The sequence below is a fragment of the Micromonospora desertarenae genome (genome assembly GCF_056150265.1).
The window spans coordinates 136,128-152,709 of record NZ_JAXCFQ010000010.1; the positions used below are offsets into that span (position 1 = coordinate 136,128).

General features: G+C 73.0%; 16 protein-coding genes. 15 read left to right on the forward strand and 1 reads right to left on the reverse strand.

Annotated features, from left to right (window positions below):
• The first annotated feature begins 121 nt into the window (after window positions 1-121).
• Together efp and nusB are read left to right on the forward strand one after the other, a co-directional pair.
• Window positions 122-679, forward strand: coding sequence for an elongation factor P (gene efp / locus SM577_RS21165; protein ID WP_132388869.1), 558 nt, complete (start codon window positions 122-124; stop codon window positions 677-679).
• A 23-nt stretch (window positions 680-702) separates the two neighbouring features.
• Window positions 703-1,113, forward strand: coding sequence for a transcription antitermination factor NusB (gene nusB / locus SM577_RS21170; protein WP_302921462.1), 411 nt, complete (start codon window positions 703-705; stop codon window positions 1,111-1,113).
• Between the two features lie 87 nt (window positions 1,114-1,200).
• Here nusB and bldD read toward each other — a convergent pair whose 3' ends face one another.
• A complete protein-coding gene (bldD, locus tag SM577_RS21175) occupies window positions 1,201-1,689 on the reverse strand; it encodes a transcriptional regulator BldD (RefSeq protein WP_013285505.1) in 489 nt (162 codons plus the stop codon).
• A 284-nt stretch (window positions 1,690-1,973) separates the two neighbouring features.
• On the opposite strand from bldD, the gene pyrR reads away from it, so the two are divergent.
• The 13 genes from pyrR to metK all read left to right on the forward strand — a co-directional run bounded on the left by pyrR (window position 1,974) and on the right by metK (window position 16,579).
• Window positions 1,974-2,558: a bifunctional pyr operon transcriptional regulator/uracil phosphoribosyltransferase PyrR gene (pyrR, locus tag SM577_RS21180; protein WP_088994805.1), complete on the forward strand. Its 585-nt coding sequence runs from the start codon at window positions 1,974-1,976 to the stop codon at window positions 2,556-2,558.
• On the forward strand, window positions 2,555-3,481 hold the full coding sequence (locus SM577_RS21185; RefSeq protein WP_088994804.1) for an aspartate carbamoyltransferase catalytic subunit: 927 nt from the start codon (window positions 2,555-2,557) through the stop codon (window positions 3,479-3,481). The genes pyrR and SM577_RS21185 overlap by 4 nt, the downstream gene beginning before the upstream one ends.
• Window positions 3,478-4,755, forward strand: coding sequence for a dihydroorotase (locus SM577_RS21190; RefSeq protein WP_474587787.1), 1,278 nt, complete (start codon window positions 3,478-3,480; stop codon window positions 4,753-4,755). Before SM577_RS21185 ends, SM577_RS21190 begins: the two co-directional genes overlap by 4 nt.
• A gap of 58 nt (window positions 4,756-4,813) precedes the next feature.
• Entirely contained in the window at window positions 4,814-5,998 is a 1,185-nt protein-coding gene (gene carA, locus SM577_RS21195) for a glutamine-hydrolyzing carbamoyl-phosphate synthase small subunit (protein ID WP_302921153.1), read from the forward strand.
• Window positions 5,991-9,371 carry a carbamoyl-phosphate synthase large subunit gene (carB, locus tag SM577_RS21200; RefSeq protein WP_474581990.1) on the forward strand — a complete coding sequence of 1,127 codons (3,381 nt, stop codon included), beginning with the start codon at window positions 5,991-5,993 and terminating at the stop codon, window positions 9,369-9,371. The genes carA and carB overlap by 8 nt, the downstream gene beginning before the upstream one ends.
• Entirely contained in the window at window positions 9,368-10,405 is a 1,038-nt protein-coding gene (locus SM577_RS21205; RefSeq protein ID WP_302921155.1) for a quinone-dependent dihydroorotate dehydrogenase, read from the forward strand. The genes carB and SM577_RS21205 overlap by 4 nt, the downstream gene beginning before the upstream one ends.
• A gap of 109 nt (window positions 10,406-10,514) precedes the next feature.
• The gene (locus SM577_RS21210) at window positions 10,515-11,789 is read left to right on the forward strand and encodes an adenosylmethionine--8-amino-7-oxononanoate transaminase (protein ID WP_302921156.1); all 1,275 of its coding nucleotides are present in this window, start codon (window positions 10,515-10,517) and stop codon (window positions 11,787-11,789) included.
• A gap of 78 nt (window positions 11,790-11,867) precedes the next feature.
• The gene (gene pyrF / locus SM577_RS21215; RefSeq protein ID WP_474587788.1) at window positions 11,868-12,704 is read left to right on the forward strand and encodes an orotidine-5'-phosphate decarboxylase; all 837 of its coding nucleotides are present in this window, start codon (window positions 11,868-11,870) and stop codon (window positions 12,702-12,704) included.
• 178 nt (window positions 12,705-12,882) lie between these two features.
• Window positions 12,883-13,200, forward strand: coding sequence for an integration host factor, actinobacterial type (gene mihF / locus SM577_RS21220; RefSeq protein ID WP_088994797.1), 318 nt, complete (start codon window positions 12,883-12,885; stop codon window positions 13,198-13,200).
• Window positions 13,201-13,225: 25 nt separating this feature from the next.
• A complete protein-coding gene (locus SM577_RS21225; RefSeq protein ID WP_302921158.1) occupies window positions 13,226-13,768 on the forward strand; it encodes a nucleoside/nucleotide kinase family protein in 543 nt (180 codons plus the stop codon).
• 37 nt (window positions 13,769-13,805) lie between these two features.
• Complete coding sequence (rpoZ, locus tag SM577_RS21230) at window positions 13,806-14,072, forward strand: DNA-directed RNA polymerase subunit omega (protein WP_013285517.1); 267 nt, start codon at window positions 13,806-13,808, stop codon at window positions 14,070-14,072.
• A 14-nt stretch (window positions 14,073-14,086) separates the two neighbouring features.
• Window positions 14,087-15,295 (forward strand): bifunctional phosphopantothenoylcysteine decarboxylase/phosphopantothenate--cysteine ligase CoaBC, encoded by a 1,209-nt coding sequence (gene coaBC / locus SM577_RS21235; RefSeq protein WP_302921159.1) that lies wholly within the window; start codon window positions 14,087-14,089, stop codon window positions 15,293-15,295.
• Between the two features lie 90 nt (window positions 15,296-15,385).
• On the forward strand, window positions 15,386-16,579 hold the full coding sequence (metK, locus tag SM577_RS21240) for a methionine adenosyltransferase (RefSeq protein WP_088994794.1): 1,194 nt from the start codon (window positions 15,386-15,388) through the stop codon (window positions 16,577-16,579).
• Window positions 16,580-16,582: the final 3 nt, after the last annotated feature.

Consider the following 16,582-nt stretch of genomic DNA (forward strand, 5'->3'; position numbering starts at 1 on the left):
AGCGTGGCCGTGCGACGGTCGCCGTGCGGCGGGCTGGCGGGTGGGCGGCAGCGGGCGACGGGGGTCACCGCAGCTAGTAGACTTTGCAGGTCTGTCCGCCAATTGATGATCAAGGCAGGAAATGGCCACCACCAACGACCTGAAGAACGGCCTGGTACTCAACCTCGACGGGGAGCTCTGGTCCGTCGTCGAGTTCCAGCACGTCAAGCCCGGTAAGGGTGGTGCGTTCGTGCGTACCACGCTGAAGAACGTGCTCTCCGGCAAGGTCGTCGACAAGACCTTCAACGCGGGCACCAAGGTCGAGACCGCGACCGTCGACAAGCGCACCATGCAGTACCTCTACGCCGACGGCGAGGACTACGTCTTCATGGATCTGGAGACCTTCGACCAGATCACCGTCCCCGGCGGCACCGTCGGCGAGGCGGCCAACTACCTGCTGCCCGAGGCCGAGGCGACGGTGGCCACCCACGAGGGCGTCCCGCTCTACGTCGAACTGCCCACCAGCGTGGTGCTCGAGGTCACCTACACCGAGCCGGGCCTGCAGGGCGACCGCTCGACCGGCGGCAACAAGCCGGCCACCGTCGAGACCGGCGCGACCGTGCAGGTGCCGCTCTTCATCACCACCGGCGAGAAGATCAAGGTCGACACCCGCGACGGCCGTTACCTCGGCCGCGCCTGATGGCCGAGGGTCCCAAGCAGCAGATGCCGGCGCGCCGCAAGGCGCGCAAGCGGGCGCTGGACGTGCTCTACGAGGCCGACCTGCGCGACCGGCCGCCGGTGGAGGTGCTCGCCGGCTACCTCGAGCGGATTGAGAAGCCCCGCCCCGAGCACCTGGGCTACGCGGTGGGCCTGGTCGAGGGCGTCGCCGACCACCTCGACCGGATCGACGAGCTGATCGCGAGCTACGCCGAGGGCTGGACGCTGGACCGGATGCCGGCGGTCGACCGCAACCTGGCCCGGATCGCCGTCTACGAGCTGCTCTACGTCGACGAGATCGACGACCCGGTGGCGATCAGCGAGGCGGTGGAGCTGGCCCGGCAGATGTCGACCGACGACTCCCCGCGCTTCCTCAACGGCCTGCTCGGGCGGATCGCCGAGTACGCCACCCGCTGACCGCCCCCGCGGCGCGACGCGCGAAAGCGACACCGGACACGAAAGGGCCCGTGCCGTCCGGCACGGGCCCTTTCGGTGCGACAGCTCTCAGGAGGCGAAGAACGCCCGCGGGTCGGCGACCAGCACGCCGTGCTCGGTCAGCCGCTCGATCAGGCCGGACGGCGAGGCGTCGTAGACGATCGCCAGCGCGCGCAGGTCGTCGGCGCGGATGGAGAGCACCCGGCCGTTGTAGTCACCGCGCTGCTGCTGGATGGCACGGGCGTACCGGGCGACGTAGGCCAGGTCCTCCGAGGCCTCGTCGTAGAGCCGCTCCAGGTCGAGGACGATCTTGCTGGTCGGCTCGTGCCGCACCCCGCTGCCGTCGGGCAGCAGCTCCGAGACGGGAACTCGGTAGAAGTCGGCCAGCTCGGCCAGCCGGGACACCGTGACGGCCCGGTCGCCGCGCTCGTACGAGCCGACCACCACCGCCTTCCACCGCCCGTTCGACTTCTCCTCCACACCCTGCAGGGACAGGCCCTGCTGCTGGCGGATGGAGCGCAGGCGGGCGCCCAGCGACTTGGCGTATTCAGAGGGCATTCGGACACTCCCAGTGCTGCTCGGGGTTCTCCCAGCTATCGCTACGGAGCGTGACGGTACGGGGATTGCGACACCTGGTCAAGTGGTCGTGACCTTCCCGTTGGGTACGCCGGGGGAGTTATCCCCATTTCGCCGGGCTGACCAGGTGCTCAGTGGCCGGCGGCGGTCCGGCCCGTGACCACTGGTAACGTGGCTGAAGCCCCGCGCCGGGCCGGGTACGGTCCGGCGGGAGGATCCGACGTCCTTTAACGACCCGTCCCGTGAGGCGGGGAAGGAGGTCCGCCGTGGCCTACCCACCGGCTGCCCAGTCACCGACCGCCCGACAACCCTCGGTGAAGGTGATCCTCACCAGCGCCGACGTCCAGCGGGTGGTCGACCGGATCGCCCACCAGATCCTGGAGAAGACCCAGGGCGCCGCCGACACCGTCCTGCTCGGCATCCCCACCCGGGGCGCCCCGCTGGCGAAGCGGCTCGCCGCCCGGATCAGCACCTTCGAGGACGTGACCGTCCCGGTCGGCGTGCTGGACATCACTCTCTACCGCGACGACCTGCGCCGGCACGCCACCCGCGCGGTCGGCCCCACCCAGCTGCCGGCCGGCGGGATCGACGGCAAGCGGGTCGTCCTCGTCGACGACGTGCTCTTCTCCGGGCGTACCGTGCGGGCCGCCCTGGACGCGCTCAACGACGTGGGCCGCCCGGCCTCGGTGCAGCTCGCCGTCCTGGTCGACCGCGGCCACCGGGAACTGCCGATCCGCGCCGACTACGTGGGCAAGAACATCCCGACCTCGCTCGCCGAGAGCGTCAAGGTCACCCTCGCCGAGACCGACGGCGCCGACGAGGTCAAGCTGTACGGGGGGACCCCCGCGTGATCAGGCACCTGCTCTCCGGCGGCGACCTGGACGCCGCCACCGCCACCCAGATCCTGGACACCGCCGCCGAGATGGCCACCGTGGCCGGCCGCGAGGTCAAGAAGCTCCCCGCGCTGCGCGGCCGGACAGTGGTCAACCTCTTCTACGAGGACTCCACCCGGACCCGGATCTCCTTCGAGGCGGCGGCGAAGCGGCTCAGCGCCGACGTGATCAACTTCTCCGCCAAGGGGTCCAGCGTGGCCAAGGGCGAGAGCCTGAAGGACACCGCGCTGACCCTGCAGGCGATGGGCGCCGACGCGGTGGTGGTGCGCCACCCCGCCTCCGGCGCCGCGCACCGGCTCGCCAACTGGGTCGACGGCTCGGTGGTCAACGCCGGCGACGGCACCCACGAGCACCCCACCCAGGCGCTGCTGGACGCGTACACCATGCGGGCCCGGCTGGGCCGGCTGGCCGGCCTGTCGGTCGCGGTGGTCGGGGACGTGCTGCACAGCCGGGTGGCCCGCTCCAACGTGCTGCTGCTGTCCACCCTCGGCGCCAAGGTGACCCTGGTCGGGCCGCCGACGCTGATCCCGGTCGACATCGCGCAGGCGCTCGCGCCCGGCACCGGGGTCTGCTACGACCTGGACACGGTGCTGCCCACCTCGGACGTGGTGATGATGCTGCGGGTGCAGCGGGAGCGGATGAACGACTCCTACTTCCCGTCCGCCCGCGAGTACGCCCGCCGCTACGGGCTGGACGGCCCGCGGATGCGCCGGCTGCCCGAGCACGCGATCGTCATGCACCCCGGCCCGATGAACCGGGGCATGGAGATCACGCCCGAGGTGGCCGACTCGCCCCGCTCCACCATCGTCGAACAGGTCGCCAACGGGGTCTCCGTCCGGATGGCCGTCCTCTATCTGCTGCTCGGGGGGAACAACTCATGACCGCGTACCTGGTCAAGGGGGTCAGCGTGGTGGGGGCCGCGCCGACCGACCTGCTGATCCGCGACGGCGTCGTGGCCGAGGTCGGCGCCGACCTGGCCGCCGACGGCGCCACCGTGCTCGACGCGACCGGCCTGGTGGCCCTGCCCGGCCTGGTCGACCTGCACACCCACCTGCGCGAGCCGGGCCGGGAGGACGCCGAGACCGTGGAGTCCGGCTCCCGGGCCGCCGCCCTGGGCGGCTACACGGCGGTCTGCGCGATGGCAAACACCTCACCGGTCGCCGACACCGCCGGCGTGGTCGAGCAGGTCTGGCGGCTCGGCCGGGAGGCCGGGCTGGTCGACGTGCAGCCGATCGGCGCGGTCACCGTCGGGCTGGCCGGCGAGCGGCTGGCCGAACTCGGCGCGATGGCCGACTCGGCGGCCCGGGTGCGGATCTTCTCCGACGATGGGCACTGCGTGGCCGACCCGAAGCTGATGCGCCGGGCGCTGGAGTACGTCAAGGCGTTCGACGGGATCATCGCCCAGCACGCCGAGGAGCCCCGGCTCACCGAGGGCGCGCAGATGCACGAGGGGGAGGTCTCCACCCGGCTCGGGCTGACCGGCTGGCCGGCGGTCGCCGAGGAGGCGATCATCGCCCGGGACGTGCTGCTGGCCGAGCACGTCGCCAGCCGGCTGCACGTCTGCCACGTCTCCACCGCCGGCAGCGTCGAGGTGCTGCGGCACGCCAAGGCCCGCGGGGTCCGGGTCACCGCCGAGGTGACCCCGCACCACCTGCTGCTCACCGACGAGCGCGCCGAGACCTACGACCCGGTCTACAAGGTCAACCCGCCGCTGCGCACCGGCGCCGACGTCGCCGCGCTGCGCGCCGCGCTGGCCGACGGCGTGATCGACATCATCGCCACCGACCACGCCCCGCACGCGGTGGAGGACAAGGAGTGCGAGTGGGCGTACGCCCGGCCGGGCATGCTCGGTCTGGAGACGGCGCTGTCCATCGCGCTCGACGTGCTCGGCCCCGAGTGGGACCTGATCGCCGAGCGGATGTCGCGCACCCCGGCCCGGATCGCCGGCCTGGACGGGCACGGCCTCGACCCGGCGCCCGGCGTGCCGGCCAACCTGACCCTGGTCGACCCGGCCGCCCGCCGGGTGATCGAGCCGGCCGAGCTGGCCAGCCGCAGTCGCAACACCCCGTACGCCCGCATGACGCTGCCGGGTCGCATCGTGGCGACCTTCCTGCGCGGCGAGCCGACGGTCCTGGACGGAAAGGCTGTCAAGTGATCCGAACGAGGAGTGCAGCGGAGCGGAGCTTCGCGGTCCGGAGCGAGGGAGGCGCGGCGTGAAGCGGCGATCGGCGATCCTCGTCCTCGAGGACGGGCGGACCTTCCACGGCGAGGCGTACGGCAGCGTCGGGGAGACCTTCGGCGAGGCGGTATTCAACACCGGCATGACCGGCTATCAGGAGACCCTGACCGACCCGTCCTACCACCGGCAGGTGGTGGTGCAGACCGCCCCGCACATCGGCAACACCGGGGTCAACGGTGAGGACGACGAGTCCGACCGGATCTGGGTGGCCGGCTACGTGGTCCGCGACCCGGCCCGGATCGGCTCGAACTGGCGGGCCACCGGCGGGCTGGAGGACCGGCTCGCCACCGAGGGCGTGGTCGGCATCAGCGGGGTGGACACCCGGGCGCTGACCCGGCACCTGCGCGAGCGCGGCGCGATGCGGGTCGGCGTCTCCAGCGTGGAGACCGACCCCCGGGCGCTGCTGGCCCGGGTCCGGCAGTCCTCGCAGATGGTCGGCGCCGACCTCTCCGCCGAGGTGACCACCGCCAAGCCGTACGTGGTCGCGGCCGAGGGGGAGCACCGCTACACGGTGGCCGCGCTGGACCTGGGGATCAAGCGCAACGTGCCGCGCCGGCTGGCCGCGCGCGGGGTCACCACGCACGTGCTGCCCGCCGGCTCCACCATCGACGACCTGCTGGCCACCGGCGCCGACGCGGTCTTCTTCTCGCCCGGCCCCGGCGACCCGGCCACCGCTGACGGCCCGGTCGCGCTGGCCCGGGAGGTGCTGCGCCGGCGGGTGCCGCTGTTCGGCATCTGCTTCGGCAGCCAGATCCTCGGCCGGGCGCTGGGCTTCGGCACCTACAAGCTCGGCTACGGCCACCGCGGGATCAACCAGCCGGTGCTCGACCGGGCCACCGGCAAGGTCGAGGTGACCAGCCACAACCACGGCTTCGCGGTCGCCTGGCCGGGCCGCGAACAGGAGCTCGGTGCGGCCGAGGTGCCGGAGCCGGGCCGACGGCCCGGCTTGGTCGTACCCGACCAGGTGATCGAGACCGAGTTCGGCGGCGTCCAGGTCAGTCACGTCTGCCTCAATGACAACGTGGTCGAGGGGCTGCGGGCGAAGGACGTGCCCGCCTTCACCGTCCAGTACCACCCGGAGGCGGCGGCCGGTCCGCACGACGCGGACTACCTGTTCGACCGCTTCGCCGAGCTCATCGAGGGGCGCACCGATGCCTAAGCGGACCGACCTCAAGCACGTCCTGGTGATCGGCTCCGGGCCGATCGTGATCGGGCAGGCCTGCGAGTTCGACTACTCCGGCACCCAGGCCTGCCGGGTGCTGCGCCGCGAGGGCATCCGGGTCAGCCTGGTCAACTCCAACCCGGCGACGATCATGACCGACCCGGAGTTCGCCGACGCCACGTACGTCGAGCCGATCACCCCGGAGTTCGTCGAGCTGGTCATCGCCAAGGAGCGGCCGGACGCGATCCTGCCCACCCTGGGCGGGCAGACCGCGCTGAACACCGCGGTCGCCCTGCACGAGTCCGGCGTGCTGGAGAAGTACGGCGTCGAGCTGATCGGCGCGAACATCGACGCGATCAACCGCGGCGAGGACCGGCAGCTGTTCAAGGACATCGTGGCCAAGGCCGGCGTCCGGCTGGGCCTCGACGACCCGGCCGGGCTGGTGCCCCGGTCCCGGGTCTGCCACTCGATGGCGGAGGTCGAGGCCACCGTCGCCGAGCTGGGCCTGCCGGTGGTGATCCGGCCGTCGTTCACCATGGGCGGCCTCGGCTCCGGCATGGCGCACACCCCGGAGGAGCTGGCCCGGATCGCCGGTGACGGCCTCGCCGCGAGCCCGGTGCACGAGGTGCTGATCGAGGAGAGCGTGCTCGGCTGGAAGGAGTACGAGCTCGAACTCATGCGCGACCGCCACGACAACGTGGTGGTGGTCTGCTCGATCGAGAACCTGGACCCGATGGGCGTGCACACCGGCGACAGCGTCACCGTCGCCCCGGCGATGACCCTCACCGACCGGGAGTACCAGCGCCTGCGCGACCTGGGCATCGCGGTGCTGCGCGAGGTCGGGGTGGACACCGGCGGCTGCAACATCCAGTTCGCGATCAACCCGGCCGACGGGCGGATCGTGGTGATCGAGATGAACCCGCGGGTCTCCCGCTCCTCGGCGCTGGCCTCCAAGGCGACCGGCTTCCCGATCGCGAAGATCGCCGCGAAGCTGGCCATCGGCTACACCCTGGACGAGATCCCCAACGACATCACCCTGAAGACCCCGGCGGCGTTCGAGCCGGCGCTGGACTACGTGGTGGTGAAGATCCCGCGGTTCGCGTTCGAGAAGTTCCCCGGCGCCGACCCGGAGCTGACCACCACCATGAAGTCGGTCGGCGAGGCGATGAGCCTGGGCCGCAACTTCACCGAGGCGCTGAACAAGGCGATGCGCTCGATGGAGACCGCGGCGGCCGGGTTCTGGACCCGGCCCGACCCGGCCGGGGCGACCAAGGAGAACACCCTCGACGCGCTGCGGACGCCGCACGACGGCCGGCTCTACACGGTGGAGAGGGCGCTGCGGCTGGGCGCGTCGATCGCCGAGGTCGCCACCGCCTCCGGCGGCATCGACCCGTGGTTCCTGGACCAGATCGCCGCCCTGGTCGAGCTGCGCGCCGAGATCGTCGCCGCGCCGGTGCTCGACGCCGACCTGCTGCGCCGGGCGAAGCGGGCCGGGCTGTCCGACCGGCAGCTGGCGGCGCTGCGTCCGGAGCTGGCGGCCGAGGACGGGGTCCGCACGCTGCGGCACCGGCTCGACATCCGGCCGGTCTACAAGACGGTGGACACCTGCGCGGCCGAGTTCGCCGCCACCACGCCCTACCACTACTCCTCGTACGACTCGGAGACCGAGGTGGTCGGCTCGGCCCGGCCCAAGGTGATGATCCTCGGCTCCGGGCCGAACCGGATCGGGCAGGGCATCGAGTTTGACTACTCCTGCGTGCACGCGGTGATGGCGCTGCGCACCGCGCCGGTCGCCGGCGCGGCCGGGTCCGGCGGGGTCGGCTTCGAGACAGTGATGGTCAACTGCAACCCGGAGACCGTCTCCACCGACTACGACACCGCCGACCGGCTCTACTTCGAGCCGCTCACCTTCGAGGACGTGCTGGAGGTCTGGCACGCCGAGGACGCCTCCGGCAAGGCGGCCGGCGGTCCGGGCGTGATCGGGGTGATCGTGCAGCTCGGCGGGCAGACCCCGCTCGGGTTGGCCCAGCGGCTGAAGAACGCCGGGGTGCCGGTGGTCGGCACCTCCCCGGAGTCGATCCACCTGGCCGAGGAGCGGGGCGCGTTCGGCGCGGTGCTGGCCCGGGCCGGGCTGCGCGCGCCGGCGCACGGCATGGCCACCTCGTACGACGAGGCGAAGGCGATCGCCGACGAGATCGGCTATCCGGTGCTGGTGCGCCCGTCGTACGTGCTGGGCGGCCGGGGCATGGAGATCGTCTACGACGACGCCACCCTGCGCGACTACATCGGCCGGGCCACCGCGATCTCGCCGGACCACCCGGTGCTGGTGGACCGCTTCCTCGACGACGCCATCGAGATCGACGTGGACGCGCTCTGCGACGCCGACGGCGAGGTCTACCTCGGCGGGGTGATGGAGCACATCGAGGAGGCCGGCATCCACTCCGGCGACTCGTCCTGCGCGCTGCCGCCGATCACCCTGGCCGGCTCGCACCTGGCCGAGGTCCGCCGGTACACCGAGGCGATCGCCCGGGGGATCGGCGTACGAGGCCTGCTCAACGTCCAGTACGCGCTCAAGGACGACGTGCTCTACGTGCTGGAGGCGAACCCGCGGGCGTCCCGGACGGTGCCGTTCGTCTCGAAGGCCACGGCGGTGCCGCTGGCGAAGGCGGCCGCCCGGATCGCGCTCGGCGCCACCATCGCCGAGCTGCGCGCCGAGGGGCTGCTCCCGGCCACCGGGGACGGCGGCTCGATGCCGCCGGACGCCCCGATCGCGGTGAAGGAGGCGGTGCTGCCGTTCAAGCGGTTCCGCACCCCCACCGGCAAGGGGGTGGACTCGCTGCTCGGCCCGGAGATGAAGTCGACCGGTGAGGTGATGGGCATCGACACCGCCTTCGGGCACGCCTTCGCCAAGAGCCAGTCCGCCGCGTACGGCTCGCTGCCGACCGGCGGGAAGATCTTCGTCTCGGTGGCCAACCGGGACAAGCGCGGCATGATCTTCCCGGTGAAGCGCCTGGCCGACCTCGGCTTCGAGATCGTCGCCACCACCGGCACCGCCGAGGTGCTGCGCCGGCACGGCATCGCCTGCGAGCAGATCCGCAAGCACTACGAGGCCGGCGCGGGCGAGGACGCGGTGTCGCTGATCCTCGGCGGCGACGTGGCGCTGGTGATCAACACGCCGCAGGGCTCGGGCGCCAGCGCCCGGTCGGACGGCTACGAGATCCGCAGCGCCGCGGTCACCGCCGACATCCCGTGCATCACCACCGTGCCCGGCGCGGCCGCCGCCGTGATGGGCATCGAGGCCCGGATCCGCGGCGACATGCAGGTCCGCCCGCTCCAGGAACTGCACGCCGCGCTGCGAGCCGAGCAGTGATCTTCGAGCGGGCGGTGCGGCCGGCGCTGTTCCGGATCGGGGACGGGGACGCCGAGGCGGCGCACGAGTGGACGCTGCGCCGGCTGGCGGGACTCTCCCGCCGGCCGGCGGCGCTGGCCGCGCTGCGCGCCCGGTACGCCGTCCGGGCGCCGCGCACCGTGTTCGGCGTCGAGTTCCCCAACCCGGTCGGGCTGGCCGCCGGGATGGACAAGAACGGCGTCGCGCTGCCCGCCTGGCCGGCGCTGGGCTTCGGTTTCGTGGAGGTCGGCACGGTCACCGCGCACCCGCAGCCGGGCAATCCCCGGCCCCGGCTGTTCCGGCTGCGCGACAGCGAGGCGGTGGTCAACCGGATGGGCTTCAACAACGCCGGCGCCGAGGCCCTCGCGGCCCGGCTGGCGGCGCTGCCCCGCCCGCTGGGCGTGCCGCTGGGCATCTCGCTGGGCAAGTCCAAGGTGACCCCGCTGGACGAGGCGGTGGCGGACTACCAGGCGTCCTACCGGGCGCTGCGCGGGCACGGCGACTACTTCGCGGTCAACGTCTCCTCGCCGAACACCCCCGGGCTGCGGGCGTTGCAGGACCGGGCGCACCTGGACGCGCTGCTCGCCGCGCTGGTGGGGGAGAAGCCGGTGCTGGTGAAGATCGCCCCGGACCTGACCGAGCCGGCCATCGCCGAGCTGCTGGAGGTCTGCCTGGCCCGGGGCGCGGCCGGGGTGATCGCCACCAACACCACCCTGGCCCGGGACGGGCTGGCCCCGGCGGACCGGGCGCGCGGCGCGGAGACCGGCGGGCTCTCCGGCCGGCCGCTGGCCGACCGGGCCCGGCGGGTGGTCGCCTTCGTGCACCGGGAGACCGGCGGGCGGCTGCCGATCATCGGCGTCGGCGGCATCGTCGACCCCGACGGCGCGGCCCGGATGTTCGACGCCGGCGCCGCCCTGGTCCAGCTCTACACCGGCTTCATCTACCGCGGCCCGGCGCTGGTCCGCGCCGCCGCCCGCACCCGCGCCTCCGCCGCCGCCCTGTCCCCGACCCCGTGACGCCGCCCCGGCGATCGTGCACCTTCCGCCCCGGCGGGTGCCGCGTACCGGACGAAACACGGGCCACAACCGCGCGATTCGCGGTGAGCGACGAGGAAGGAGTGCGTGGGTGACGCCTGAGGAGGTTCTGGCTGCGGACCGGGCGCACGTGTGGCATCCGTACGCGGCGCTCCCGCCGGCGAGCGCGCCCTACGTGGTCGAGGGCGCGGAGGGGGTGCGGCTGCGGCTGGCCGACGGGCGGGAGCTGGTCGACGGTATGTCGTCGTGGTGGGCGGCGATCCACGGTTACCGGCACCCGGTGCTGGACGCGGCGGTGACCGACCAGCTCGGCCGGATGAGCCACGTGATGTTCGGCGGGCTCACCCACGCCCCGGCGGTGCGGCTGGCGCGGACCCTGGTCGAGCTGGCCCCGGACGGGCTGGAACACGTCTTCCTCTGCGACTCGGGCTCGGTGAGCGTCGAGGTGGCGGTGAAGATGTGCCTGCAGTACCAGCGGGCCACCGGCCGCCCGGAGCGCCGCCGGCTGGGCACCTGGCGGGGCGGCTACCACGGCGACACGTTCCACCCGATGAGCGTCTGTGACCCCGAGGGCGGCATGCACCACCTCTGGGGCGACGTGCTGCCCCGGCAGGTCTTCGCCCCGGTGCCGCCCGGCGGGTTCGACACCCCGCCCGACCCGGCCTACGAGGCGGCGCTGGTCGACGCGGTCGAGCGGCACGCCCACGAACTGGCCGCGGTGATCGTCGAGCCGGTGGTCCAGGGCGCCGGCGGGATGCGCTTCCACCACCCGCACTACCTGCGGGTGCTGCGGGAGGTGACCCGCGCGCACGGGGTGCTGCTGGTCTTCGACGAGATCGCCACCGGCTTCGGCCGGACCGGCACCATGTTCGCCGCCGAGCACGCCGGGGTGGCGCCGGACGTGATGTGCGTGGGCAAGGCGCTCACCGGCGGCTACCTCACCCTGGCCGCCGCGCTGTGCACCCCGGAGATCGCCCGCGGCATCTCCGCCGCCGGCGTGCTGGCGCACGGTCCGACGTTCATGGCCAACCCGCTCGCCTGTGCGGTCGCCAACGCCTCCATCGGGCTGCTGCGGGCCGGGGACTGGGCGGGGCAGGTGGCGAGGCTCCAGGCGGGCCTGCGGGCCGGCCTGGAGCCGTTGCGCGGCGCGCCGGGGGTGCTCGACGTGCGGGTGCTGGGCGGGATCGGCGTGGTCCAGCTGGACCACGAGGTCGACCTGCCGGCCGCCACGGCGGCCGCGGCGGGGCGGGGGGTCTGGCTGCGCCCGTTCCGCGACCTGGTCTACACCATGCCGCCGTACGTCACCGACGACACCGACCTGGCCCGGATCGCGGCCGGGGTGGCGGCGGCGGTGGCGGCCGGCTGACCGCCCGGTCCGGGAGACCCCGGCCGGGTACGCGGGCGGCCGACGCGGCCCGCGCGAGGAGCGAGGAGAGGACGAGAGGTGGAGAGTTTCGGCGCCCGCCTGCACCGGGCCGTGACCGAACGGGGCCCGCTCTGCGTGGGCATCGACCCGCACCCGGGGCTGCTGGCCCGCTGGGGGCTGCCCGACGACGTGACGGGGCTCGACCGGTTCGCCCGGACCGTCGTGGAAGCGCTCGGTGACCGGGTTGCGGTGATCAAGCCCCAGTCGGCCTTCTTCGAGCGGTTCGGCTCGCGCGGGGTCGAAATTCTTGAGTCAACTATCCGACAGTTACGGGCTTCCGGTTCGCTCGTTCTGCTTGACGTCAAGCGCGGCGACATCGGCTCGACGGTCGCCGCGTACGCCGCCGCGTACCTCGACCCATCCAGCCCCCTGTATGTCGACGCGGTCACCGCCAGCCCGTATCTCGGCGTCGGTTCGCTCGCTCCGATGTTCGAGCTGGCCGCCGCGCACGGCGGTGGAGTCTTCGTCCTCGCGCTCACCTCCAACCCCGAGGGGGCCGCCGTGCAGCGGGCCCGGGCGGCCGACGGGCGGACCGTGGCGCAGACCGTGATCGACGAGATTTCCCAGCTCAACGCGGGTGCGGAGCCGCTCGGCAGCTTCGGTCTGGTGGTCGGGGCGACCATCGGCGACACCGGCCACGACCTGTCCGCGGTGAACGGTCCGCTGCTCGCGCCGGGCCTCGGCGCGCAGGGCGCCACCCCGGCCGACCTGCGGGTGGTCTTCGGCTCCAGCCTGCCCGCGGTGCTGCCCTCGTACTCCCGGGAGGTGCTCGGCGCGGGCCCCGACGTGGCCGCCCTGCGGGCCGCCGCGGACCGGGCGCTGGCCGGCTGCCGGGCCGCCCTGGCTGGCGGTTGACTGACTGACGGGTCGATCACTTTGTCGTGATCATGGCGCGCCCACGTTGCCGAAAGCTCCGTTGACCGCTAGTTTTCCCCGCGCTGGGAACCACGGACCCCTTGGTTCACAGCGACACCACGTTTCACAGATGCGGCGGTGCGTCCCGCCCGTCGCGATAGGGACCTGAGGAGAACTGGTGCCGCTCCCGTCACTGACCCCAGAGCAGCGCGCAGCCGCGCTCGAGAAGGCTGCGGAGATCCGCAAGGCCCGCGCTGAGCTGAAGGAGCAGCTCAAGCAGGGCAAGACCACCCTCGGAGCCGTCCTCGAGCGGGCCGAGTCCGACGACGTCGTCGGCAAGCTCAAGGTGTCCGCCGTCCTGCAGGCGATGCCGGGTATCGGCAAGATCCGGGCCACCCAGATCATGGAGAAGCTCAAGATCGCCGACAGCCGTCGCCTGCGTGGCCTCGGCGAGCAGCAGCGCAAGGCACTGCTTGGAGAGTTCTCCGCCAACTGAGTCTGGCGGCGTGTAGAAACAAGCAGTGAGCACGGAAGGCGAGGCGCGCCCGGCGGCTCGGCTCACTGTCCTGGCCGGACCTTCGGGCACCGGCCGGGAGAGTGTCGTCGAGTTGGTCCGGGCGCGTTCTCCCGCCGTGTGGAGCCCGGTGCCGGCCACCACCCGCCCACCCCGGGCGGGCGAGCGGCCCGGCACCGACCGGCTCTTCTGCGACCCGGTCGAGTTCGACCGGATGGCCGCCGCCGGCGAGCTGCTGGAGTGGAGCCGGATCGGCCCGTACGCGCGCGGCACGCCCGCGGCGCAGGTGCGGGCCCGGCTGGCCGCCGGGCAGCCGGTGCTGCTCCCGCTGGACCTGCCCGGCGCGATCGGCGTCCGGGCGGTGCTCCCCGACGCCCGCCTGGTCCTGCTCGTCCCGCCCGGATTCGACCCGGCGCCGGCCACCCTGGCAGAGACCGACGCCGTCGTGGTGCACGACCTGACCGAGCGCACGGTCACCGAGCTGGTAGGCTTGCTCGGTTCTTCGTTACCGGCTCCGGCCCGGTCGCCGCTGGGCGGTCGGGCGACGTAGCCGCTCCGAGCGGTTCTCCAGACGCAGAGGTTCATTCGTGGGATCCATCGCCACCAACCCCGAGGGCATCACCAACCCGCCGATCGACGAGCTCCTCGAGAAGACCACGTCGAAGTACGCGCTGGTCATCTTCGCCGCCAAGCGCGCCCGTCAGGTCAACGCCTACTACAGCCAGCTCGGTGAGGGCCTGCTGGAGTACGTCGGCCCGCTGGTCGAGACCACCCCGCAGGAGAAGCCGCTCTCCATCGCCATGCGCGAGATCAACGCGGGCCTGCTCACCGCCGAGCCGACCGACCAGCCGTAACCCGCCCCGCGCCGATGTCCCCCCGGATCGTCCTCGGGGTCGGTGGCGGCATCGCCGCCTACAAGGCGTGCGAGCTGCTGCGGCTGTTCACCGAGTCCGGCCACCGGGTCCGGGTCGTGCCGACCGCGTCGGCGCTCCGCTTCGTCGGGGCGCCGACCTGGGCGGCGCTCTCCGGCCAGCCGGTCGCCGACGAGGTCTGGTCGGACGTGCACGAGGTGCCGCACGTGCGCCTCGGCCAGCAGGCCGACCTGGTGGTGGTCGCGCCGGCCACCGCCGACCTGCTCGCCAAGGCCGCCCACGGCCTCGCCGACGACCTGCTCACCAACACCCTGCTCACCGCCCGCTGCCCGGTGGTGCTGGCGCCCGCCATGCACACCGAGATGTGGGAGCACCCGGCCACCGTCGCCAACGTGGCCACGCTGCGCGCCCGCGGCGTGCGGGTGATCGAGCCCGCCGTCGGCCGGCTCACCGGCGCCGACACCGGCAAGGGCCGGCTGCCGGATCCGGCGGAGATCTTCGCGGTCGCCCGCCGGGCCCTGGCCCGGGGCGCCGCCGCCCCGGCCGACCTGGCCGGCCGCCGGGTGGTGGTCACCGCCGGCGGCACCCGGGAACCGCTGGACCCGGTCCGCTTCCTGGGCAACCGGTCCTCCGGCAAGCAGGGCTACGCGTTCGCCCGCACCGCCGTGGCCCGGGGCGCCCGGGTCACCCTGGTCTCGGCCAACGTCGCGCTGCCGGACCCGGCCGGTGTGGACCTGGTCCGGGTCGGCACCACCGAGGAGCTGCGCCAGGCCACCCTCGCCGCCGCCGAGGCGGCCGACGCGGTGGTGATGGCGGCCGCTCCGGCCGATTTCCGGCCGGCGACCTACGCGACTGGCAAAATCAAGAAGTCGGACGACGGCAGCGCGCCAACCATCGAGCTGGTCACCAACCCGGACATCGCGGCCGAGCTGGGCCGGCGCCGTCGGCCGGAGCAGGTGCTGGTGGTGTTCGCCGCCGAGACCGGCGACGCCGAGGCCAACGGCCGGGCCAAGCTCGCCCGCAAGCGAGCCGACCTCATCGTGATCAACGAGGTCGGGCCGGACAAGGTCTTCGGCGCCGAGACCAACGCGGCGACCGTCATCGGCGCGGACGGCTCGGTCAGCCGGATGCCCGAGCAGTCGAAGGAGGATCTGGCCGACGGCGTCTGGGACCTCGTGGTGACCCGGCTGGCCGGTCCTTCCTGACGGGTGGTACCGAACACTGACCAGCGCGCGCTGCGCGGACGGTGGTGACTACACTGCCGCGGAACGACTTTTCCATAGCTTAGGAGTGCCGTGACACGCCGCCTCTTCACGTCCGAATCGGTCACGGAAGGCCACCCGGACAAGATCGCCGACCAGATCAGCGACGGGATCCTGGACGCGCTGCTCAGCCAGGACCCGCACAGCCGGGTCGCGGTGGAGACCCTCATCACCACCGGCCAGGTGCACGTGGCCGGCGAGGTCACCACCAAGGCGTACGCCGACATCCCGACCATCGTCCGGGAGACCATCCTCGGGATCGGCTACGACTCGTCGAAGAAGGGCTTCGACGGGGCCTCGTGCGGCGTGAGCGTCTCCATCGGCAACCAGTCCCCGGACATCGCCCAGGGCGTCGACAACGCCTTCGAGCTGCGCACCGGCGCCTCGGAGAGCGCCCTGGACGCGCAGGGCGCCGGTGACCAGGGCATGATGTTCGGCTTCGCTTGCTCGGAGACGCCGGAACTGATGCCGCTGCCGATCGCGCTCGCGCACCGGCTGGCCCGCCGCCTCGCCGCCGTACGCAAGGACGGCACCATCCCGTACCTGCGTCCGGACGGCAAGACCCAGGTCACCATCGAGTACGACGGGCTGCGCCCGGTGCGGCTCAACACGGTGGTCGTGTCCAGCCAGCACGCCGCGGACATCTCGCTGGAGTCGCTGCTCACCCCGGACGTGCGCGAGCACGTCATCGCCCCCGAGCTGGAGAGCCTCGGGCTGGACACCGAGGGTTACCGGCTGCTGGTCAACCCGACCGGCCGGTTCGAGATCGGTGGCCCGATGGGTGACGCCGGCCTGACCGGCCGCAAGATCATCGTGGACACCTACGGCGGCTACGCCCGGCACGGCGGTGGCGCCTTCTCCGGCAAGGACCCGTCGAAGGTGGACCGCTCGGCCGCGTACGCGATGCGCTGGGTGGCCAAGAACGTGGTGGCCGCCGGCCTGGCCGAGCGCTGCGAGGCGCAGGTCGCGTACGCGATCGGCAAGGCCCACCCGGTCAGCCTCTTCATCGAGACGTTCGGCACCGAGACGGTGCCGGTCACCTCGATCGAGAAGGCGGTGACCGAGGTGTTCGACCTGCGCCCGGCCGCCATCATCCGGGACCTCAACCTGCTCCGCCCGATCTACCGGCAGACCGCGGCGTACGGCCACTTCGGCCGGGAGCTGCCCGACCTGACCTGGGAGAGCACCGACCGGGCCGCCGACCTCAAGTCGGCCGCGGGAGCCTGACCG